Genomic DNA, 18,693 nt, shown 5'->3' with positions numbered 1-18,693 from the left:
ATGGGCGGTCTAAATCTGGCTGACGATTTCAACCACCTGCATCGCCGCGCCCCCGGTGCCGCGGGTGTCGTCCCATTGCACTTGCACGGTGCAAATGGCTGATCCACCACCCGGCAAGCAGACCACCAAGGCGCAGGTGTCAGCCTCACCCAGCGTGTCGCGCAGGGCATTGATCCAGACCTCGCGGTCGCGAGTCGCCAAATCGGTGCCAGCAACCGCAGGGCCGCATATCCGGCTGTTGGGCAATGCCCCCATGTTGTATAGGCCCGTAATGGCGTCCACGCGGTTGGCGCGCATCGCATCCATCTTGAAGTGCGCCAACATCGAGGCCTGGCTGCGCTGCAGCGCGCTGTGGTTGTTTTGCAGCGCGTTGATCTGCATCGCCGACATGCCCAGCAAGCCAAAGGTGAGCAGCAAAAACGCCACCAACACCTCGATCAGCGAGGCCCCGCGCTGGCGCTTGGCCGGTGCCGCACCGCGCAGCCGCGCCCCAAGCGGCGGGCCGCCCAGCCGGCGCGCTGCGCCCAAGGGGGATGAGGGGGTGCGGGCGGGGTTCATGGCGTGCAGGTGAGCAAATTGTCGCGGTTGTCGTCATCGGGGATGCGATCTGCGTGGCTGTCGGTGGCCAAGCGCGGGCGGCTGAGCGTGACGATGATGGCGCGCGCCTGCTCCAGTCGGTTGTTGTTGCAGACGATCAGGTGGCCAGTGTCGCGCGCCTGGCCGCGTGCGTTGATGCTCACCCGCTGCGCCACATCGGCGCTGCCGCGCAGCGTGAGCCTTGGCCCAAGTGCGCCCCAGCTGCGCAGCACCGCATCGGCTGCCACGGCGGGCGGGCCAGCCTGTGCGGGCGTGACCGATCCGTCGCCGTCGCGGTCGTGGAACACGATCCAGCCGTTTTGCCAGCCTTGGGGGTTGTCTAGGGGGTTGGCGCAGGAGGGGGCGTCGTTGGGGTTGATGGGGACAGCTCTGCGGCACAGCGTGACCGTGCTGTTGAGCCGGATGGCTTCGGAGCGCGCCAGTTGCAGCCCCATCATCAGCTCGTTGGTGGCGCTGTTGATCTGGTTGCGCTCGATCATGGCGCGAAAGTTGGGCGCCGCCATCATGGCCAAAATGGCCACAATGCCCACCACCACCATGACCTCGATCAGGGTTACGCCACGTACGCGGCGACGAAGGCGGGCCAAAGTACTCATGCTCCTATCATAATGCTGCGCAGGCGCGTGTTCGGGCCACCTGCCGACGAGCGGCGCTTTTGGGCTGCCCAGCGGTGGGCAGGGAGCAGGTCGAGGCCATGCCGGAACAGCCTGCCGACCAAGATTTCTACCGCAAAGTGGCGATCCGCCTTGCCGACAAGGCCCGAGCCCTCGAGGTGGACATTGGCGATGACTGAGCAACTGCAGCGGTGCCGCCCAATCGCCATCAGATCGGCGTGCTTTCTAGGTACAAACTTTCGGGTGCAATGTCCTGTCACATCCCGGACGATCATACGGGCGTTTATGGAACAGATCAGGGCGAGAAGCGTACCATTCTTTCATGGCTTGCATCGGCGTTTTGCTCTTCAACGCTGACTGTGGCAGTTGGTGGTTGTACAAAGTCACGTAGCGCATCAAGGTCTGCTCCAGATCCTGCCCACTGTGGAAGTGATGCGTCTTGAGCACATCGGCAATGCGGCCGTTGAAGCGCTCGACCATGCCATTGGTTCTGGGCGTTCTGGGTTTGGTCAAGCGGTGTTCAATGCCCAAGGCTTGGCACAACTGATCAAACTCATGTTGACCCGTGGGCTGCCTGGCACGCGAGGCAAAGAGCCTGTCCGTGAACTCTTTGCCGTTGTCAGTCAACAACTTATGAATCTTGAGCGGACAGGCTTTGTGCAAGGCGCCAAGGAAAGCCTTGGCACTGGCTGCGGTCTTGTTGCTCTTGATCGCCACGTACACCCAGCGCGTGGCGCGGTCGATGGCCACGAACAGGTAGCGCCGCTGCGTCTCATCGGCCATTTGCGGCAGGTACTTCACGTCGACGTGCAGGTAGCCCGGCTCGTAGCTCTTGAAGCGCTTGTGGGGCTCACGGGGCGTGGCGGGCTTGAGGGCATTGAGGTTGCCCACGCCATGGCGGCGCAGGCAGCGGTCAATACCAGAGCGGCTGGCTTTGGGGCAGAGAAATTCGCGCGTGACGGCAAGCAGGTCGTCCAGAGGCAACAGCAGGGTGCGCCGCAGTTGCACGACCACATGCTCTTGGGCAGGCGTGAGGGTGGTCTGAAGACGGTGTGCGGTGTGCGAACCGTCCTGCACGCTGCTGCGATTTTTCCACTTGTAGACCGTGGCTAGGGTGATGCCAAAGCGCTGGGCTAGGCTGGCGGCACTGGCGCTGCTGGCAGCGATTTCTGCGCGGATGGCGGGCGTGGTGCGCGCGTTCTTGTGCAGGGCTATCATCATGTAGACTCTCCTTGAGCTTGCGTCAGATCGTACACCAGCGCCCTCATCGCCTCACGAGCGATGAACAACGGATAACGCTTCGAGTCTATACAATCATCGGGGATGCGACACTTAGGGCTTGAGCCGATCAGTGGCGCTTTTCAGCCGCTCAGCGGCGGGGTTTGGGTCCTTGCCCTGCCCTTGACGCAACTTGCGGTCTGTGCCAGACTGCCGCAAAAATGCAAACAAACAGGGGAGGGGCGGTTCATGAAGGCTGTACGGCGGCACGCGGGTGGGGTGACTTTGATCGAGGCGCTGCTGGTGCTGGCGCTGCTGGCCATTCTGGCGGCGCTTGCGGCCCCGGCCATGGGGCAGATGGTGGCGCAGCAGCGCCTCAACGCCACGGCGGCCGAGAAGTTCGGCGCGCTGGCCTTGGCACGCAGCGAGGCCATCAAGCAGGGGCGGCGCGTGGTGCTGTGCCGCGCCGGGCCGGAGCCCGCACCCAACCAGCGCTGCGCCACCAATTCCAACGCCATCAACGCCCCCGCGCACCAGTGGACGGCGGGCTGGCTGCTGTTTGCCGATCTCAATGGCAACGCCCAGCGCGAAGATGGCGAAACGCTGCTGCGCGTGGGCTCGGCCGCGCCGCCGGGGGTGGTGGTGGTGGGCAATATGCACGTGGCGCGCTATGTGTCGTACATGCCGCAGGGGCACACGTTGCTGGTGACCGGGGCCTTTCAGGCCGGCACCCTCACGCTCTGCCGGGCTGGCCTGAGCCCGAGCCCGGCGGTGCAGATCGTGATCAGCCGCAATGGCCGGCCACGCCAGCAGCACACGACGGTGCCTAACTGCGTCTAGCAGGCGGGGTGCTCACCCCGGTCATGGGGCGGCTGGCTTGGCCTTGGCGGCGCGCGTACCCTGTGGCACAGGCAGCAAGCCGAGCAGAAAATCGAGCACGTGGGCCTATACTGCCCGAAACTTTTTCCTGCCATGCGCCCACCCATTGATCCCATAGACCAAGCTGCCGTCCATGCGCCGGATGCGGCCCGTGGCGAGTCCCAATCGGTGGCCGCTGGCGTGCCCGACCTCGACCCGGTGGCGGCGCAGCGTTGGCGCACCTTGGCCCGCCCCGCAAGCCCGTGGCTGCATGAGGAAATCGGCCAGCGCATGGCGCAGCGGCTGGACTGGCTGACGCAGCGGCCCAGCGCATGGCTGAGCTGGAATCCGGCACTGGGCGGCTTGCTGGCGCAGCAGGCGGTGCAGGCGCGCTACCCCGAGGCGCGTTGGCAGGCGCTCGACGAGCAAGGGCGGCCACAGCGGCAAGCCAGCGGCGCCGCCCTGCAACCCGGCCAGGCCGACATGCTCTGGGCCAATATGGCGCTGCACCTGTATGCGCAGCCGCAGGCGCTGCTGGCGCACTGGCGCGATTGGCTGCGCCCCGAGGGCTTGTTGTTTTTCTCGGGCCTAGGGCCCGACACCTTGCTGGAGCTGCGCCGCGTCTATCAGGCGCTGGGCTGGCCGCCGCCGCATCAGCCCTACACCGACATGCACGACTGGGGCGACATGCTGGTGCAGGCCGGGTTTAACGCCCCGGTGCTCGACATGGAGCGCCTGACCCTGAGCTACCCCAGCGCCGAGCGCCTGTTGCAGGACTTGCGCGAGGGCGGGCGTAACCTGCACCTGCAGCGCCCCGAAGGCCTGCGTGGCCGCGCGCACCGCCAGCGCCTGCTGCAAGCGCTGGAGCAGCAACTGCCGCGCAACGCCGGCGGCCACTTGTGCCTGACGGTGGAAGTGGTCTATGGCCACGCCCTCAAGGCAGCACCCCGGGTGCCCGTGGCCGCATCCAGCACCGTGGCGCTCGACGACATGCGCACCCTGTTGCGCCGGCCGCGCTCGGCTTGAGTAGCAAATCGATCATTGCGCGCTCCCCCGATAATGTCCCCGATCAATGCGTCCCGATCGGTCAGTGCAATTTACAATGGCTGCGCAGGCGCAGCGGTTTTCTTTCCAGTGAGCGCTGCAGTGGCACCGTGGAGCCATACCCCAAGGCGGTGCAGCGATTGAATCACCCAACCGAGCGAGGTTTGCATGAGCCGACTTGACCCCAACACCGAGGCTGCCGTGCGTCGCTTTTTGGCGTTGATCGCCAGCCGCTACGACATGGCTGGGGCCATTGTTTATGGCAGCCGTGCGCGCGGAACACATCGCCCCGACAGCGATGCCGACGTGGCCGTGCTGTTGCGAGGCCCGCACCAGCGTCTGCTAAGCACCAAGCTCGACATGGCCGATGCCGCTTTCGACGCCATGCTCGATAGCGGCATTCTTGTCTCCCCGCTTCCGGTCTGGCTTGACGAATGGGAAAACCCGGGCCTGCACTCCAATCCCTCCCTGCTCCAGCGCATCGATAACGAGGGCGTGCGCCTGTGAGCAAGTCCCCCTTGTCAGCCGAGGTTTTTATGGGCAAGGCGGCCACAGCTTGCGCCTCTGCGTGGGTGCTGCTTGAGCATGGCGACACCGATGGCGCGGTCAATCGAGCTTACTACGCGATGTTTGACGCGGCCCGAGCCGCTTTGCTGGCAACAGGAGCCCCGGTTGAGCCGGATATTGCGCGCACCCACAGTGGCTTGATCGCGGCTTTTGGGCAGCATTTGGTCAAGAACGGCCCGCTGGCCAGAGAGCTTGGGCGGCTATTGAACCGTGCACACGAAATCCGCTTGCTGGCCGACTATGCTGGCAGCAGCGTTGAAGCGGACGATGCAAGGCAGATGGTGGAGCAGGCAGAGCACTTTATAGCAGCAATCGGGCCGGTTATTTTGAGTAACGACTGATCCACGCTGCAGCCGGCACCGAATCCACAACCAAAGCCCGTAACCATGCCCGATCAGCCTTCCCCTTTGGCCTGCCGCCGCCGCCTGCTGCAAGGCGCTGCGGCGCTGGGCGCGCTGGGTTTATTGGGCAGCTTGGCCGCCTGCAGCCCGCGCTCGCCCTTTGCCGGCATCGACATCACCGGGGCCAACTACGCCACCGGCTTCGACCTCACCGACCACAACGGGCAGCGGCGCACGCTGGCCGATTTTCGAGGCCAGGTGGTGGCGGTGTTTTTTGGCTTCGTGCACTGCCCCGATGTGTGCCCGACCAGCATGGGCACCTTGGCGCAGGCGCGGCGCTTGTTGGGCGAGCAGGCCGGGCGCATGCAGGTGCTGTTTGTGAGCCTGGACCCGGCGCGCGACACGCCCGAGGTCATGCGCGCCTACATGGCGGCTTTCGATCCCACTTTTTTGGCGCTCTACACCGCAGAAGCCAATCTGCCCGCGCTGGCGCGCTCGTTTCGGGTCTATTTCAAACGGGTCGAGGGTCGCACCCCCGGCAGCTACACCATCGACCACTCGGCTGGCAAATTTTTCTTTGACCCACAAGGCCGGGTGCGCCTGCACCACGCTTTCGGCAGCCCGGCCGAGGCCATCGCCGCCGACGTGCGGCTGCTGCTGGCCGAAGCGCCGCCGCGCTGAGCGGGGCAATGGGCTGCGCGGCAGCGCTTCAAGCCCCCAGTTTGTCCAGCGCCGAGGTGAAGGCGTCGGCGTAGAACTCGTCGGCAGGCAAACCGGCGGCCGCAAAGTCGCGCCGAGCCGCCTCCACCATCACCGGGGCGCCGCAGGCATAGACTTGGTGCCCGCTCAAGTCCGGGAAGTCTTGCAGCACCGCCAAGTGCACGAAGCCGCAGCGCCCGCTCCAGCCGTCTTCGGGCAGCGCGTCCGACAGCACCGGCACGTAGCGCAGATTGGGCATATCGGCGCACTGGGCGGCGATCCAGTCGTTCAGGTACAGATCGCTCGGGCGGCGCACGCCCCAGTACAGGGTGGTGGGGCGCTCGATGTTTTGGTAGCGCAGGTGCTCGATCAGTGCCTTGATGGGGGCCATGCCGGTGCCGGAAGCCAGCAAAATCATGGGCTGGTTGTTGCCGCCTTGGCGCAGGTAAAACCCCCCGTGCGGGCCTTCGATGCGCAAAATTTCCTTCTCTTTCATGGCCCCGAACACGTGGTCGGTGAACAGGCCGCCGGGCAGGTGCCGGATGTGCAGTTCCAGCCCCGGCGCCAAGGCCTGGAAGTGGGGCGCGTTGGCCATCGAGTAGCTGCGCCGGCTGCCGTCGCGCAGCAGCACATCGACGTACTGGCCGGCGTGGTAGCCGAAGGCGTCGCTGGCGGGCAGTTGCAGGTGCAGGATCATCACGTCGGGCGTGGCGCGCTGCAAGCGGCTGACGCGCACCGGCAGGCGCTTGACGGGCAAGGCGTCGGCGGCCCCGATTTGGCGCGACTCCAGCCGCAGGTCGCTCTGCGCATGGGCGCGGCAGGCCAAGATCAGCCCGGCGCTGGCTTCCTGCTCCGACAAGGCCTTGGCCTGATAGGGATCGTGCAGCACCTCGCCTTGCAGTTTTTTGCATTTGCAGCTGCCGCAAGCGCCGTCTTGGCAGCCGTAGGGCAGGGGCACGCCTTGGCGGATGGCGGCAGCGAGCAGGGTTTCGTCGGGCTGGGCGCTAAACTGGCGGCCGCTGGGCTCGATGGTGATGGTGTATGTCATGCGGGCACGGTTCCTGTGGTGTGGCCGGTGACGGCCTAAATCCGGCATTTTCTCAAATTGGAATCCGCTCATGGCTTTTCTGGGGGCATTGCCGGCCCGCTTTCGGCGCGAACGGGTGTTGATCGTGGGTTGCGGCGACGTGGGCTTGCGCTGCGCGGCGCTGCTGGGGGGAGGGCAGGGGCCCGGGCAGGGCCGGGTGCGCCTGCTGGCGTTGACATCCTCGCCGCAGCGCCTGCCCGATCTGCGACTGGCGGGAGTCACGCCCTTGCTGGGCGACCTGGACCGCCCCGAGACCCTGGCGCGGCTGGCCGGTTTGGCCACGCGGGTGCTGCATCTGGCCCCGCCACCGGGCGGGATGGGTGGGCCGGGTGATTCGGTTGTATCGGCTGGATTGGACCCACGCAGCCGCGCCTTGGCGCAAGCGCTGGGGCGGCGCAGCGCGCCGTACAAACTGGTCTATGGCTCCACCAGCGGGGTGTATGGCGACTGCGCCGGCCAGTGGGTGAGCGAGACCCGCACGCCCCAGCCCTCCACGGCAAGGGCGCAGCGCCGGCTCGACGCCGAGCGCACCTGGCGCGACTGGGGCCGCCGGCGCGGGGTGGATGTGTCGCTGCTGCGCATTCCCGGCATCTACGGCGGCGGCCGCCCCGGCGGTGCCCAGGCGCGCCTGCTGCGTGGCACCCCGGTGCTGTGCCCCGAAGACGATGTGTTTACCAACCACATCCACGCCGACGATCTGGCCCGGGCCTGCCTGCGCGCGCTCTGGTGCCGCGCGCCCCAGCGCGCCTTCAACGTCTGCGACGACACCGATCTGCGCATGGGCGATTACTTCGACCTCGCCGCCGACCTGTATGGGTTGGCGCGGCCAGCGCGCATCACGCGCAAGCAGGCCGAGCAGCAACTGTCGCCCGCGCTGCTCTCATTCATGAGCGAATCGCGCCGCTTGCGCAACCAGCGCATGCAGCGCGAATTGCGCTTGGTGCTGCGTTTTCCGAGTGTGTGGCAGGGGCTAAAAGGCTAGGAGCGCCAGGAGGAGGGCGGGGCGGCAAGGGCTTCAAGGGTTGAGGGGCCCTCAAGCCGGGCCTTGGGCCACGCTGGTGGTGAGTAAAAATACTGTGTAGCCCACGAACGTGAGCAGCAGCGCGGCCCCGCTCCAGCGCGAAATCTGCCCCGGCCGGCCCCGGCGCTGGCGCGCCAGCACAAACAGGGCCAGCGTCAGCGCGCCCACCACCAGCAAATCGCGGCTGAGCACCTCGGGTTCAGCGGCCAACGGGTGGATCGCGCCCGCCAGCCCCACCACCGCCAGCGTGTTGAACAGGTTCGAGCCCAGGATGTTGCCGATCGCCAGATCGTGCTCCTTTTTGCGCGCCGCCGCGATGCACGAGGCCAGCTCCGGCAGCGAGGTGCCGACCGCCACCACCGTGAGCCCGATCACCAGCTCACTCACCCCCAGCCCCTGCGCCGCCTGCACCGCCCCCCAGACCAACAGGCGCGAGCTGGCGATCAGCAGCAGCAAACCAGCGGCCAGCCAGACCCAAGCCAGCCGCACCGTGGCCAAGGTGTGGGCGCCCAGCTCGGCCTGCGTCTCTGTACCCAGCGTGTCGTCGCCCGAGCGCAGGCTGTGCCAGACCGACCAAGCCATGATCGCGGCAAAAGTGAGCAGCAACACGGCGGCGTCGAGCCGGCTGATGTGCAAGTCCCACAGCAGCGCCACCGACAACAGCGTCACCCCCACCAGCAGCGGCAGCTCTTTGCGCAAAATGCCCGACTGCACCACGATCGGGCTGATCAGGGCTGTGATGCCCAGGATGAGGGCGATGTTGGCGATGTTGGAGCCATAGGCGTTGCCCAGCGCGATGCCGGGGCTGCCTTCGAGCGCCGAAATGGCCGAGACCGTCAGCTCCGGGGCCGAGGTGCCAAAGCCGATGATCACCACCCCGATCAGCAGCGGCGGCAGCGCGTAGTGGCGCGCCACCGTGGCGGCGGCGTCGATGAACTTGTCGGCCGACCAGACCAAAACCACGAGGCCGACGACGATGGCCAGCATGGGCATCAGCAAAGGCAATGCGGCGGACATGCGACAACTCCCCAAGATGAAAAATCAAAAGAAAAGGCAACATCTTGTGGATGCTGCCTTTGCATTTTGGTGCCGGGGGCCGGACTCGAACCGGCACGGAGGGTTACTCCGGCAGATTTTGAATCTGCTGCGTCTACCAATTTCGCCACTCCGGCACTGGAGTAGCCGCGAATTATGGCACAGTATGGCCCATTCACTAGCCCACAGTCCCGGAAAAATCCTGCCATGCCCCGTGCCACCCCATCCAAGTCCGGCCCCAAGGCCAGCGCCCCGAAGCGCAGCCCCAAGCCGCCCAGCGCCCCACGCCACTACCCGGGCATCGAAGCCACCGTGGGCAACACCCCGCTGGTGGCCTTGCAGCGCATCGAGGCCGAGGCCAACCGCGCGCGCGGCAACGTGGTGCTGGGCAAGCTCGAAGGCAACAACCCAGCCGGTTCGGTGAAAGACCGGCCGGCGCTGTCCATGATCCAGCGCGCCCAAGAGCGCGGCGAAATCCGCCCCGGCGACACGCTGATCGAGGCCACTTCGGGCAACACTGGCATTGCGCTGGCGATGGCGGCGGCGATCAAGGGCTACCGCATGCTGCTGATCATGCCCGAAGACCTCTCGATCGAGCGCGCCCAGACCATGAAGGCCTTTGGCGCCGAGCTGATCCTCACGCCCAAGAGCGGCGGCATGGAATACGCGCGCGATCTGGCCGAAAAAATGCAGCGCGAGGGCAAGGGCCGGGTGCTGGACCAGTTCGCCAACCCCGACAACCCGCGCATCCACTACGAGAGCACCGGCCCCGAGCTGTGGCAGCAAACCGGTGGGCAGATCACCCACTTTGTGAGCGCCATGGGCACCACCGGCACCATCACCGGCGTGAGCCGCTACCTCAAGGAGCGCAACCCAAAAGTGCGCATCATCGGCGCGCAGCCGAGCGAGGGCTCGCGCATTCCGGGCATCCGCAAATGGCCGCCGGAGTATCTGCCCAAGATCTACGACCCCGCGCACGTCGATGAGCTGGTGTATGTGAGCCAGGCCGAGGCCGAGCAGATGTGCCGCCGGCTGGCGCGCGAGGAGGGCATTTTTGCCGGCATTTCGGCCGCTGGGGCCTGTTGGGTGGCGCTGCAACTGGCGGCCACGGTGCAAAACGCCACCATCGCCTTTGTGGTCTGCGACCGCGGCGACCGCTACCTGTCGACCGGGGTGTTTCCGGCTTGAGGGGTGGGGCGGCCACCAGCATACAATCGCGCCAAAGGTGAAAATACCCCCATGAATGTTGACCGAGAACTCGACGTGCGCGGCCTGAACTGCCCGCTGCCCATCCTCAAAGCCAAAAAGGTATTGGCCGAAATGAGCAGCGGCCAAACGCTGAAGGTGGTTGCCACCGACTCCGGCTCGGTGCGCGATTTTCAGGCCTTTGCCAAGCAGACCGGCAATGAGCTGATCGAGCAGCAAGGCACCGGGCCGGAGTACGTTTCGGTGCTGCGCCGGCGCTAAGGCGGTTACCTAGGTACCCGCCCCGCGCTCACGCTAGGCGCTGCAACTGCGCCTGCAGCTTGTCGAGCGTGGCGGCAAAATCGGCCAGCCGCTTGTGCTCTTGCTCCAGCACCGCTGCTGGGGCCTTGGCGACGAAGGCCGGGTTGTCGAGCTTGGCGCGTGCCTTGGCGCGCTCGCCTTCTAGCCGCGCCACTTCTTTGCCTAGGCGCGCTTTTTCGGCTTGCACATCGACCACCATGTGCAGGCACAGCCGCACCGCACCCCGCACCGCCACCGGTGCGGCCCCGGCCGCATGGCCCCAAGCGGCCTCGTCGGCAAACAGCCGCACCTCGCTGAGCTTGGCCAGCGCCTGCAGCACCGGGGCCAGTTGCTGCAACTGCGCGGCGGCACCGGTATCGGCCGCATCGGCCAGCGCGTACAGGGGCAGCCGCTGTGCCGGTGAGACGCCCATTTCGCCGCGCAGGGTGCGGCAGGCATCGACCCAGGATTTGAGCTGCGCCACCTGGCCTTCAGCGTGCGCATCGATGCGCTCGGGCTGCGCCAGCGGGTAGGGCGCCACGCTGAGGGAGGCGTGGGCGGCGGGTGCGCCATCGGGGTCGAGCGGCCAGCGCCCGGCTACCGGGGCCACTTTTTGCCACAGTTCCTCGGTGATGAAGGGGATGATGGGGTGCGCCAGCCGCAGCAGGGTTTCCAAGCTGCGGATCAGGGTGCGGCGGGTGGCGCGCTGCTGCGCCGGGTTGCCGATTTGCAACTGCACTTTGGCGATTTCTAGGTACCAGTCGCAAAACTCGTTCCAGATCAGCTCGTAAACGGTTTGCGCCACCTGGTCGAGCCGGTAGTCGGCAAAGCCTTGCGCCACCTCGGCCTCGCTGCGCTGCAGGAGCGAGACGATCCAGCGGTCGGCAGCGCTGAAGGCCAAGTAGGCTTCGGTGCTGCCTTGGCTGCCTGGGCCGGTGCTGGCGCAACTGCCGGGCGCGTGTTCGGCCAGGCCGCAATCTTGCCCCTCGCAGTGCATCAGCACGAATCGGGTGGCGTTCCAGAGTTTGTTGCAGAAGTTGCGGTAGCCTTCGCAGCGTTTGCTGTCGAAGTTGATGCTGCGCCCCAGGCTGGCCAGGGCGGCGAAGGTGAAGCGCAGCGCGTCGGCCCCGTAGGGTGGGATGCCGTCGGGGAATTCTTTGGAGGTGGCTTTGCGCACCGCTGGCGCGGTTTCGGGTTTGCGCAGTCCGCTGCTGCGTTTGTCGAGCAGCGCGGGCAGGTCGATGCCGTCGATCAGATCGACCGGGTCGAGCACGTTGCCTTCGGACTTGCTCATTTTCTGGCCCTGCGCGTCGCGCACCAAGCCGTGGATGTAAACGTGTTTGAACGGCACGCGGCCGGTGAAGTACGTGGTCATCATGATCATCCGGGCGACCCAGAAGAAGATGATGTCGTAGCCGGTGACCAGCACGCTGCTGGGCAGATACAGGTCGTAGTCGCTGGTGGAGGCGGCGAGCGGGGCGGCGGCAGCGGCGGCGGGCGGTCCGGACTCACTCTGGCTCATGCGTCCTGCGGCCGCAATATCGCTGCGAGCGAGCCCTGCAGCGTCGGCGGGCGGGGCGGACTCGCCCTTGCTCATGCGTCCTGCGGCCGCAATATCGCTGCGAGCGAGCCCGCCCCGCCCGCCGCCGCTGCCGTCCTTGGCGCTGTTTTCGGCCGCATGTGGCCAGCCCATGGTAGAAAACGGCACCAGCGCGCTGGAGTACCAGGTGTCGAGCACGTCGGGGTCGCGCTGGAGGCCGCCGGCCAGCAGCGGCTCGCGTTGGCTGGGGCTCAACTGCGCGGCGCGGTGCTCGAACTGGGCCTGCGCGGCGGCGGCGTCGCGGGCCACATAGACCTGGCCTTCGATGTCGTACCAGGCCGGAATCTGGTGCCCCCACCACAGTTGGCGGCTGATGCACCAGTCCTGCAAATTGCCCATCCACTGGTGGTAGGTGTTGACCCAGTTTTCCGGCACGAAGCGCACCGCGCCGCTGTTGACGGCGTCGATGGCTTTTTGCGCCATGCTGCGCGGGTCGGCCTCGGGGTGCAGCGTGGGGGCCTCGGCCCCGGCGCCGGGCCGCCCCAAGGCGGGGCCAACCCCCTCGGGGGGCAGCGAACCCGGCGCAGCCGGGTGCAGCGTGGGGGCCTTGTTCACCGCCACAAACCACTGGTCGGTCAGCATGGGTTCCACCACCTGGCCGGTGCGGGTGCAGCGTGGCACCATCAGGCGGTGTTTGAGCGTTTGCACCAGCAGGCCGGCGGCTTGCAAATCGGCCACCACGCGCTGGCGCGCTTCGAAGCGGTCCAGCCCGCGGTAGCGCGCCGGGGCGTGGTCGTTGAGCGTGGCGTCCAGCGCCAGCACGCCGATGATCGGCAACTGGTGCCGCTGCCCGACTGCGTAGTCGTTGGCGTCGTGCGCAGGCGTGACCTTGACCACGCCGGTGCCAAAGGCGCGCTCCACGTAGGCGTCGGCGATCACCGGGATTTCGCGCTCGCACAGCGGCAGCCGCACGTACTGGCCCACCAGGTGCGCGTAGCGCTCGTCCTCGGGGTGCACCATCACGGCCACGTCGCCCAGCAGGGTTTCGGGGCGCGTGGTGGCCACCACCAACTGGCCCGCGCCGCTGGCCAGCGGGTAGGCGATGTGCCACATCCAGCCGTCTTCTTCCTCGCTCTCGACCTCCAGGTCCGAGACCGCGCTGCGCAGCACCGGGTCCCAGTTCACCAGCCGCTTGCCACGGTAGATCAGCCCCTGCTGGTACAGGCGCACGAAGGTTTCGGTGACCACTGGCGAGAGCCGCTCGTCCATGGTGAAGTATTCGCGGCTCCAGTCCACGCTGTCGCCTAGGCGGCGCATCTGCTGCGTGATGGTCTGGCCCGATTGCTCCTTCCACTGCCAGACCTTGGACAAGAAGGCGGCGCGCGCGGCCTCGGGCGTGGCCCCAAGCGCGTGCCGGCTGCTGCCCTGCGCCTGCAACTGGCGCTCGACCACGATCTGGGTGGCGATGCCGGCGTGATCGGTGCCCGGCACCCAGAGCGTGTTGTGGCCCAGCATGCGGTGGTAGCGCGTCAGGCTGTCCATGATGGTCTGGTTGAAGGCGTGCCCCATGTGCAGCGTGCCGGTCACATTGGGCGGCGGCAACTGGATCGCAAAAGAGGGTGCCCCGGCCTCAGGCGCACCGCTGCCGCGCACCCCCGCCCGCCCAATGCCGCGCCGCTCCCACTCCGGGCCCCAGTGCGCCTCTAGGGCGGCGGGTTCAAACGATTTGGACAGGCTCTGCAAGCCCGGCTGGGCGACGGTATCGGACATGGAAACCTCGGTGGCAAGGAGAAGAGGGCGCGCACGGCACGCCGCAGGATGCGGTGAAGGCGGTGGTGGAGAAGGCAGCGCGTGGCGCGGTTATTTGACCCTGATTTTAATGGGCCACCCAACACGGCCCAGCGGCTTGGCAACCGGGTAGCCAACGCGCTGGCTTGCCAACCCTGCGCCCCCTACAGGCTTGGCGCCACGGCTTTCAGCACCGTGACCCTGCTGGGTTTGAGCAAGCGGCGAAAGCCTTTGTCAAAGGTCACCAGATGCAGATGGTGGTGTTGCGCCGCTGCAGCAATCCAGGCATCGGGTATGGCGTTGCCGGTCAGCCCCAGTTGCGCGCACAGGCGTTCGACTTCGGGCCACTCCTGGCCCAAGGCAGGCAAGTAAACGCCGGGCGCATCCAAGAGGGCGTGCATGAATTCCAGCGCGGCAGCAATCGGTGTCGGCTCCCTGAACACCTTGGGGTGCGTCACCAGGCGCACAAAACCCGCTGCCACCATCGGCAAAATGGCCAGCGGCTGCTGCACTGCGCTGGCGTTGAGGGCCGCCTCCAGCCAAGCCCGTGCGGCCTCGTGGTGCGGATGGTCTGTGCGCGAGGCCGCCACCAGCACATTCACATCGGGCGTCATCGGGCTGGCTCAGTTCCGTCGGCGGCGTCGAGCAGGGCACGCTGGCTCAAGGTGTCCTGGATGGTGGGCTGCAGACCCCCGCGTCCCGCGTAGAGGGGCAACTTCGGCGCGCGCGCGGGAGCGGCCTGCGCGGCCCGCAAACGCAGCGACAGACCTTCCTCGATCAGCCGTGTCAGGCTGGTGTGTTCCCGTGCCGCAAAGGACTTGGCCTGCAGCAGCAAGCCGTCTTCGATGTTCAGCGTGGTTCTCATGGGCCACCCCAAGGTTTGAATGCAGATTTCTGCAAATCCTAGCACGGTTTGGGCGCGGCATCAGGGCGCAAGATCATGGGGCAAGATCAACCCAACGATCCCGGATAATGCGGCCACGAGAGGACCCACCCCCCATGTTGTTTCTGTTGTCCCCCGCCAAAGCGCTCGATTTCGAGACCCGCGCCCACAGCGCCAGCCACGGCCAGCCCTTGTTTGTGGCGCAGGCGGCCGAGCTGGTGGCGCAACTGCGCGCGCTGGCCCCGCAGCAACTGGCCGATCTCATGGGCCTGAGCGACAAGCTGGCGGCGCTCAATGCGGCCCGTTTTCAGGCCTGGCAGCCGGTTTTCACGCCCGCCAACGCTAAACAGGCGCTGCTGGCTTTCGATGGCGATGTGTATGCTGGCCTGCAGGCGCGCACTTTGAGCGAGGCCGATTTGCAGTGGGCGCAGCAGCACCTGTGCATTTTGAGCGGCCTCTACGGCGTGCTGCGGCCGCTCGATTTGATGCAGCCCTACCGGCTCGAAATGGGCACCCGGCTGGCCACGGCCAAGGGCAAAAACCTGGTGCAGTTCTGGGGCAGCCAGATCAGCGCATACCTGAATCAGCGCGCCGCCGCCGACCCGGTGCCGCTGGTGGTGAACCTGGCCAGCGAGGAGTATTTCAAGGCGGTGGATTTGCCCGCGCTGCAGCCGCGCGTGCTGCACTGCGTGTTTGAGCAGTACCACGAAGGCCGCTACCGGGTGATGGGTTTTGCCGCCAAGCGCGCCCGCGGCCTGATGATGCGCCACGCCATCGAATGCCGCGCCATCAGCCCCGAGCAGCTCAAGGGCTTTGCCGCCGAGGGCTACCGTTACGTGGCGGCCGAATCCACGCCGGAGCGGCTATTGTTTCGCCTGCCGGTCTGAAGACGCCCGCCCGCCTGCCCGCTGCCCTACCATCCGCCCCACGCCGCCATGCCTGCCCCCGCACCCCCAACCCTGCCGCAGCCGGACTGGAACACGGCGGCGCGCTGCTTCGATTGCGGCGACCGCTCGGTCGAGCTGCTGCTGCGCTTGCAGCAACCGCCGCTGGCCTTGTTCGACGGCTTGCTCAGCGCGCCCGAGTGCGCGGCGCTGATCGAGTCGGCGCGGCCTAGGTTGGCGCGCTCGCTCACGGTGCAAACGCGCAGCGGCGGCAGCGAAATCAACCCCGACCGCACCAGCAGCGGCATGTTTTTTGGGCGCGGCGAAACCGAGCTGGTGCAGCGCCTGGAAGCGCGCATCGCCCGCCTGCTGCGCTGGCCGCTGCAAAACGGCGAGGGCTTGCAGGTGCTGCACTACCCGCCGGGCGGCGAGTACAAGCCGCATTACGATTATTTTGACCCGGCCGAGCCCGGCACCGCTGCCCTGATGCGGCGCGGCGGCCAGCGCGTGGCCACGCTGATCATCTACCTCAACCAGCCGCAGCGCGGCGGCGCCACCACCTTCCCCGACCTTGGGCTCGAGGTGCTGCCACGCGGCGGCCAGGCGCTGTTTTTTGCCTACGAGCGAGCGCACCCCGGCACCCGCACCCTGCACGGCGGCGCCCCGGTGTGGGAGGGCGAAAAGTGGATCGCCACCAAGTGGCTGCGCGAGCGCGAATTTGTTTGAAGCGCAGGAAAACCCATGCACACCCCTCCACCCGCCCCGCTGCTGCTCGGCCAGCCCACCGCCTACCCCGAGCGCTACGACCCGGCGCTGCTGCACCCCGTGCCGCGCGCGCCCAAGCGGGCCGAGCTCGGCATAGGGGCCACGCTGCCCTTTCTGGGGGCCGATCTGTGGACCGCCTACGAGCTGAGCTGGCTCAATGCGCGCGGCAAGCCGCAGGTGGCGCTTGCCCACTTCACCGTGCCGTGCGAGACGCCGCACCTGATCGAGAGCAAATCGTTCAAGCTCTACCTCAACAGCTACAACCAAAGCGTGTACCCCAGCTTCGAGGCGGTGCAGCAGCAACTGCGCCAAGATTTGGCCGAAGCGCTGTGGCGCGGCAGCGAGCGCAGCGGGGGCGTGGGCGTGCGCCTGTTGCGCCCCAGTCAGTTTGCTCAAGAACGACTGGGCGTGCTGGAGGGCCTGAGCCTGGATCGGCTCGATCTGGAATGCAGCGACTACCAGCCCGCGCCGCAGCACCTGCAGGCCGACGCCAGCCAGGCCGTGGTGCAAGAAGTGCTGTGCAGCGAACTGCTCAAAAGCAACTGCCCCGTTACCGGCCAGCCGGACTGGGCCAGCGTGCAAATCGCCTACAGCGGCGCCCCGATCGACCAAGCCGGCCTGCTGCGCTACTTGGTGAGCTTCAGGCAGCACAGCGGCTTTCACGAGCAGTGCGTGGAGCGCATCTACCAGGACATCTGGCAGCGTTGCCGCCCGGCCAAGCTCAGCGTCTATGCGCGCTACACGCGCCGGGGCGGGCTCGACATCAACCCCTGGCGCAGCAGCCACCCGCAGCAGCCGCCCGAGCCGGTGCGCACGGCGCGCCAGTGAGGCCGCTTGGGGCGGGCGCAATCCCGGATAATGATCCCTCGATTCACACTTTTCCTCAATCAGCGACAGGAGCAAGAATGAACAAGGTCTATCCCAGCGCGGCGGCGGCGCTGCAGGGCGTGGTGGCCGACGGCCAACTGATTGCCGTCGGCGGCTTCGGCCTGTGCGGCATCCCCGAGGCGCTGATCGACGCGCTGCGCGACAGCGGCGTGCGCAACCTGACGGTGATCTCCAACAACGCCGGCGTCGATGGCTTTGGCTTGGGCAAGCTGCTGGAGTCGCGCCAGATCAAGAAAATGATTTCAAGCTACGTGGGCGAAAACAAAGAGTTCGAGCGCCAGTACCTGGCCGGTGAACTCGAGCTCGAATTCACCCCCCAAGGCACGCTGGCCGAGAAGCTGCGCGCCGGTGGGGCGGGCATTCCGGCCTTTTTCACCAAAACCGGCGTCGGCACCCTGGTCGCCGAAGGCAAGGAGTTGCGCGAGTTCGACGGTGCCACCTATGTGATGGAGCGCGCCCTGCAGCCCGAAGTGGCGCTGGTCAAGGCCGATGTGGCCGACCTCTCCGGCAACCTGCGTTTTCACCTGACGGCGCGCAACTTCAACCCGGCGGCGGCGATGGCGGGCAAGGTCTGCATCGTCGAAGTCGAGCGCATCGTGGCCACCGGCGACCTCGCCCCCGACGACGTGCACCTGCCCGGCATCTACGTGCACCGCATCGTGCACAACCCCACGCCCATGAAGCGCATCGAAAAGCGCACCACCCGCGACCGCAAATTCTGAGCACAGGAGAGACAATCATGCCTTGGACCCAAGACCAAATGGCCGCCCGTGCGGCGCAAGAGTTGCAAGACGGTTTCTACGTCAACCTCGGCATCGGCATCCCGACGCTGGTGGCCAACCACGTGCCCGACCACATCGAGGTCTGGCTGCAAAGCGAAAACGGCATGCTGGGCATCGGCCCCTTCCCCTACGAGGACGAAGTCGATGCCGACCTGATCAACGCCGGCAAGCAGACCGTGACCACGATCAAGGGCTCATCGATCTTTGGCAGCCACGACAGCTTTGCCATGATTCGCGGCGGCAAGATCAACCTCTCGATTCTGGGCGCGATGCAAGTCACCGGCAGCGGCGACCTGGCCAACTGGATGATTCCGGGCAAGATGGTCAAGGGCATGGGCGGTGCCATGGACTTGGTGGCCGGGGTGGCGCGCGTGGTGGTGCTGATGGAGCACGTGGCGCGCAAAAAAGACGGCAGCGTAGACCTGAAGATCATCCCGCAATGCACCCTGCCCCTGACCGGCAAGGGGGTGGTGAACCGCATCATCACCGATCTGGGGGTGATGGACGTGACGCCGTCGGGCCTCGAGCTGGTGGAGCTGGCCGAGGGCGTGACGCGCGAACACATCCAAAGCCAGACTGGGGTGCGGCTGCTTTAAG

General features: G+C 66.7%; 20 protein-coding genes, 1 tRNA gene and 1 pseudogene. 13 read left to right on the top strand and 9 right to left on the bottom strand.

Annotated elements, in window-relative coordinates:
* Positions 1-9: 9 nt before the first annotated feature.
* The 3 genes from pilV to SRAA_RS07670 all read right to left on the bottom strand — a co-directional run bounded on the left by pilV (position 10) and on the right by SRAA_RS07670 (position 2,432).
* The gene (gene pilV, locus SRAA_RS07680; protein WP_052467522.1) at positions 10-558 is read right to left on the bottom strand and encodes a type IV pilus modification protein PilV; all 549 of its coding nucleotides are present in this window, start codon (positions 556-558) and stop codon (positions 10-12) included.
* Positions 555-1,193 (bottom strand): GspH/FimT family pseudopilin, encoded by a 639-nt coding sequence (locus tag SRAA_RS12050; RefSeq protein ID WP_082040098.1) that lies wholly within the window; start codon positions 1,191-1,193, stop codon positions 555-557. The genes pilV and SRAA_RS12050 overlap by 4 nt, the downstream gene beginning before the upstream one ends.
* Before the next feature lie 243 nt (positions 1,194-1,436).
* Positions 1,437-2,432 carry an IS481 family transposase gene (locus tag SRAA_RS07670; RefSeq protein WP_045531878.1) on the bottom strand — a complete coding sequence of 332 codons (996 nt, stop codon included), beginning with the start codon at positions 2,430-2,432 and terminating at the stop codon, positions 1,437-1,439.
* A 246-nt stretch (positions 2,433-2,678) separates the two neighbouring features.
* Here SRAA_RS07670 and SRAA_RS07665 point away from each other — a divergent pair, with 246 nt between their 5' ends.
* The 5 genes from SRAA_RS07665 to SRAA_RS07645 all read left to right on the top strand — a co-directional run bounded on the left by SRAA_RS07665 (position 2,679) and on the right by SRAA_RS07645 (position 5,920).
* A complete protein-coding gene (locus tag SRAA_RS07665; protein ID WP_045531876.1) occupies positions 2,679-3,269 on the top strand; it encodes a GspH/FimT family protein in 591 nt (196 codons plus the stop codon).
* A gap of 132 nt (positions 3,270-3,401) precedes the next feature.
* Positions 3,402-4,313: a methyltransferase domain-containing protein gene (locus tag SRAA_RS07660; RefSeq protein ID WP_231849272.1), complete on the top strand. Its 912-nt coding sequence runs from the start codon at positions 3,402-3,404 to the stop codon at positions 4,311-4,313.
* Between the two features lie 186 nt (positions 4,314-4,499).
* Positions 4,500-4,838 (top strand): nucleotidyltransferase domain-containing protein, encoded by a 339-nt coding sequence (locus tag SRAA_RS07655; protein WP_045531874.1) that lies wholly within the window; start codon positions 4,500-4,502, stop codon positions 4,836-4,838.
* Positions 4,835-5,239 carry a HEPN domain-containing protein gene (locus SRAA_RS07650; RefSeq protein WP_231849271.1) on the top strand — a complete coding sequence of 135 codons (405 nt, stop codon included), beginning with the start codon at positions 4,835-4,837 and terminating at the stop codon, positions 5,237-5,239. Before SRAA_RS07655 ends, SRAA_RS07650 begins: the two co-directional genes overlap by 4 nt.
* A 45-nt stretch (positions 5,240-5,284) precedes the next feature.
* Positions 5,285-5,920, top strand: a complete 636-nt coding sequence (locus SRAA_RS07645) for an SCO family protein (protein WP_144318736.1) — start codon at positions 5,285-5,287, stop codon at positions 5,918-5,920.
* A 28-nt stretch (positions 5,921-5,948) separates the two neighbouring features.
* Here SRAA_RS07645 and SRAA_RS07640 read toward each other — a convergent pair whose 3' ends face one another.
* The gene (locus SRAA_RS07640) at positions 5,949-6,986 is read right to left on the bottom strand and encodes a CDP-6-deoxy-delta-3,4-glucoseen reductase (protein ID WP_045531870.1); all 1,038 of its coding nucleotides are present in this window, start codon (positions 6,984-6,986) and stop codon (positions 5,949-5,951) included.
* A gap of 70 nt (positions 6,987-7,056) precedes the next feature.
* Here SRAA_RS07640 and SRAA_RS07635 point away from each other — a divergent pair, with 70 nt between their 5' ends.
* The gene (locus SRAA_RS07635; protein WP_045531868.1) at positions 7,057-8,007 is read left to right on the top strand and encodes an NAD-dependent epimerase/dehydratase family protein; all 951 of its coding nucleotides are present in this window, start codon (positions 7,057-7,059) and stop codon (positions 8,005-8,007) included.
* Between the two features lie 51 nt (positions 8,008-8,058).
* Here the strand turns inward: SRAA_RS07635 and SRAA_RS07630 are convergent, their stop codons facing one another.
* Together SRAA_RS07630 and SRAA_RS07625 are read right to left on the bottom strand one after the other, a co-directional pair.
* Entirely contained in the window at positions 8,059-9,063 is a 1,005-nt protein-coding gene (locus tag SRAA_RS07630) for a calcium/sodium antiporter (RefSeq protein ID WP_231849270.1), read from the bottom strand.
* Positions 9,064-9,130: 67 nt separating this feature from the next.
* Positions 9,131-9,218 (bottom strand) — tRNA-Leu (locus SRAA_RS07625).
* Between the two features lie 70 nt (positions 9,219-9,288).
* Here SRAA_RS07625 and cysM point away from each other — a divergent pair.
* A complete protein-coding gene (gene cysM / locus SRAA_RS07620) occupies positions 9,289-10,269 on the top strand; it encodes a cysteine synthase CysM (RefSeq protein ID WP_082039969.1) in 981 nt (326 codons plus the stop codon).
* A 51-nt stretch (positions 10,270-10,320) separates the two neighbouring features.
* Complete coding sequence (locus SRAA_RS07615) at positions 10,321-10,548, top strand: sulfurtransferase TusA family protein (RefSeq protein ID WP_045531866.1); 228 nt, start codon at positions 10,321-10,323, stop codon at positions 10,546-10,548.
* 28 nt (positions 10,549-10,576) lie between these two features.
* On the opposite strand, the gene SRAA_RS07610 is transcribed toward SRAA_RS07615, so the two are convergent.
* The 3 genes from SRAA_RS07610 to SRAA_RS07600 form a co-directional block, all read right to left on the bottom strand.
* A complete protein-coding gene (locus SRAA_RS07610; RefSeq protein ID WP_045531864.1) occupies positions 10,577-13,876 on the bottom strand; it encodes a valine--tRNA ligase in 3,300 nt (1,099 codons plus the stop codon).
* A gap of 182 nt (positions 13,877-14,058) precedes the next feature.
* On the bottom strand, positions 14,059-14,508 hold the full coding sequence (locus SRAA_RS07605) for a TA system VapC family ribonuclease toxin (protein WP_045531862.1): 450 nt from the start codon (positions 14,506-14,508) through the stop codon (positions 14,059-14,061).
* Positions 14,505-14,759: a hypothetical protein gene (locus tag SRAA_RS07600; RefSeq protein ID WP_045531861.1), complete on the bottom strand. Its 255-nt coding sequence runs from the start codon at positions 14,757-14,759 to the stop codon at positions 14,505-14,507. The genes SRAA_RS07605 and SRAA_RS07600 overlap by 4 nt, the downstream gene beginning before the upstream one ends.
* A 134-nt stretch (positions 14,760-14,893) precedes the next feature.
* Between SRAA_RS07600 and yaaA the strand changes: the two genes are divergently transcribed.
* From yaaA to SRAA_RS07575, 5 genes and pseudogenes are all read left to right on the top strand, one after another.
* Entirely contained in the window at positions 14,894-15,664 is a 771-nt protein-coding gene (gene yaaA / locus SRAA_RS12505; RefSeq protein WP_045531860.1) for a peroxide stress protein YaaA, read from the top strand.
* Positions 15,665-15,721: 57 nt separating this feature from the next.
* Positions 15,722-16,387 (top strand): annotated as a pseudogene (locus tag SRAA_RS12500) (2OG-Fe(II) oxygenase); the annotation flags it as partial.
* Positions 16,388-16,402: 15 nt separating this feature from the next.
* The gene (queF, locus tag SRAA_RS07585; RefSeq protein ID WP_045531859.1) at positions 16,403-17,254 is read left to right on the top strand and encodes an NADPH-dependent 7-cyano-7-deazaguanine reductase QueF; all 852 of its coding nucleotides are present in this window, start codon (positions 16,403-16,405) and stop codon (positions 17,252-17,254) included.
* Positions 17,255-17,331: 77 nt separating this feature from the next.
* Positions 17,332-18,036, top strand: a complete 705-nt coding sequence (locus SRAA_RS07580) for a CoA transferase subunit A (RefSeq protein WP_045531858.1) — start codon at positions 17,332-17,334, stop codon at positions 18,034-18,036.
* Between the two features lie 17 nt (positions 18,037-18,053).
* A complete protein-coding gene (locus SRAA_RS07575; protein ID WP_045531857.1) occupies positions 18,054-18,692 on the top strand; it encodes a 3-oxoacid CoA-transferase subunit B in 639 nt (212 codons plus the stop codon).
* The last annotated feature ends 1 nt before the right edge of the window (position 18,693 follow it).

It is taken from the genome of Serpentinimonas raichei (assembly GCF_000828895.1).
Classification (GTDB): Bacteria; Pseudomonadota; Gammaproteobacteria; order Burkholderiales; family Burkholderiaceae_C; genus Serpentinimonas; species Serpentinimonas raichei.
The sequence above is the reverse complement of the archived record's forward strand: the minus strand, read 5'-3'. Positions and strand labels throughout refer to the sequence as shown.

Excerpts from the sequence above, each read along its gene's own strand:
- pilV (WP_052467522.1), bottom strand. The coding sequence starts at position 558 with ATGAACCCCGCCCGCACCCCCTCATCCCCCTTGGGCGCAGCGCGCCGG.
- SRAA_RS12050 (WP_082040098.1), bottom strand. The coding sequence starts at position 1,193 with ATGAGTACTTTGGCCCGCCTTCGTCGCCGCGTACGTGGCGTAACCCTG.
- SRAA_RS07670 (WP_045531878.1), bottom strand. The coding sequence starts at position 2,432 with ATGATGATAGCCCTGCACAAGAACGCGCGCACCACGCCCGCCATCCGC.
- SRAA_RS07665 (WP_045531876.1), top strand. The coding sequence starts at position 2,679 with ATGAAGGCTGTACGGCGGCACGCGGGTGGGGTGACTTTGATCGAGGCG.
- SRAA_RS07660 (WP_231849272.1), top strand. The coding sequence starts at position 3,402 with ATGCGCCCACCCATTGATCCCATAGACCAAGCTGCCGTCCATGCGCCG.
- SRAA_RS07655 (WP_045531874.1), top strand. The coding sequence starts at position 4,500 with ATGAGCCGACTTGACCCCAACACCGAGGCTGCCGTGCGTCGCTTTTTG.
- SRAA_RS07645 (WP_144318736.1), top strand. The coding sequence starts at position 5,285 with ATGCCCGATCAGCCTTCCCCTTTGGCCTGCCGCCGCCGCCTGCTGCAA.
- SRAA_RS07640 (WP_045531870.1), bottom strand. The coding sequence starts at position 6,986 with ATGACATACACCATCACCATCGAGCCCAGCGGCCGCCAGTTTAGCGCC.
- SRAA_RS07635 (WP_045531868.1), top strand. The coding sequence starts at position 7,057 with ATGGCTTTTCTGGGGGCATTGCCGGCCCGCTTTCGGCGCGAACGGGTG.
- SRAA_RS07630 (WP_231849270.1), bottom strand. The coding sequence starts at position 9,063 with ATGTCCGCCGCATTGCCTTTGCTGATGCCCATGCTGGCCATCGTCGTC.
- cysM (WP_082039969.1), top strand. The coding sequence starts at position 9,289 with ATGCCCCGTGCCACCCCATCCAAGTCCGGCCCCAAGGCCAGCGCCCCG.
- SRAA_RS07615 (WP_045531866.1), top strand. The coding sequence starts at position 10,321 with ATGAATGTTGACCGAGAACTCGACGTGCGCGGCCTGAACTGCCCGCTG.
- SRAA_RS07610 (WP_045531864.1), bottom strand. The coding sequence starts at position 13,876 with ATGTCCGATACCGTCGCCCAGCCGGGCTTGCAGAGCCTGTCCAAATCG.
- SRAA_RS07605 (WP_045531862.1), bottom strand. The coding sequence starts at position 14,508 with ATGACGCCCGATGTGAATGTGCTGGTGGCGGCCTCGCGCACAGACCAT.
- SRAA_RS07600 (WP_045531861.1), bottom strand. The coding sequence starts at position 14,759 with ATGAGAACCACGCTGAACATCGAAGACGGCTTGCTGCTGCAGGCCAAG.
- yaaA (WP_045531860.1), top strand. The coding sequence starts at position 14,894 with ATGTTGTTTCTGTTGTCCCCCGCCAAAGCGCTCGATTTCGAGACCCGC.
- queF (WP_045531859.1), top strand. The coding sequence starts at position 16,403 with ATGCACACCCCTCCACCCGCCCCGCTGCTGCTCGGCCAGCCCACCGCC.
- SRAA_RS07580 (WP_045531858.1), top strand. The coding sequence starts at position 17,332 with ATGAACAAGGTCTATCCCAGCGCGGCGGCGGCGCTGCAGGGCGTGGTG.
- SRAA_RS07575 (WP_045531857.1), top strand. The coding sequence starts at position 18,054 with ATGCCTTGGACCCAAGACCAAATGGCCGCCCGTGCGGCGCAAGAGTTG.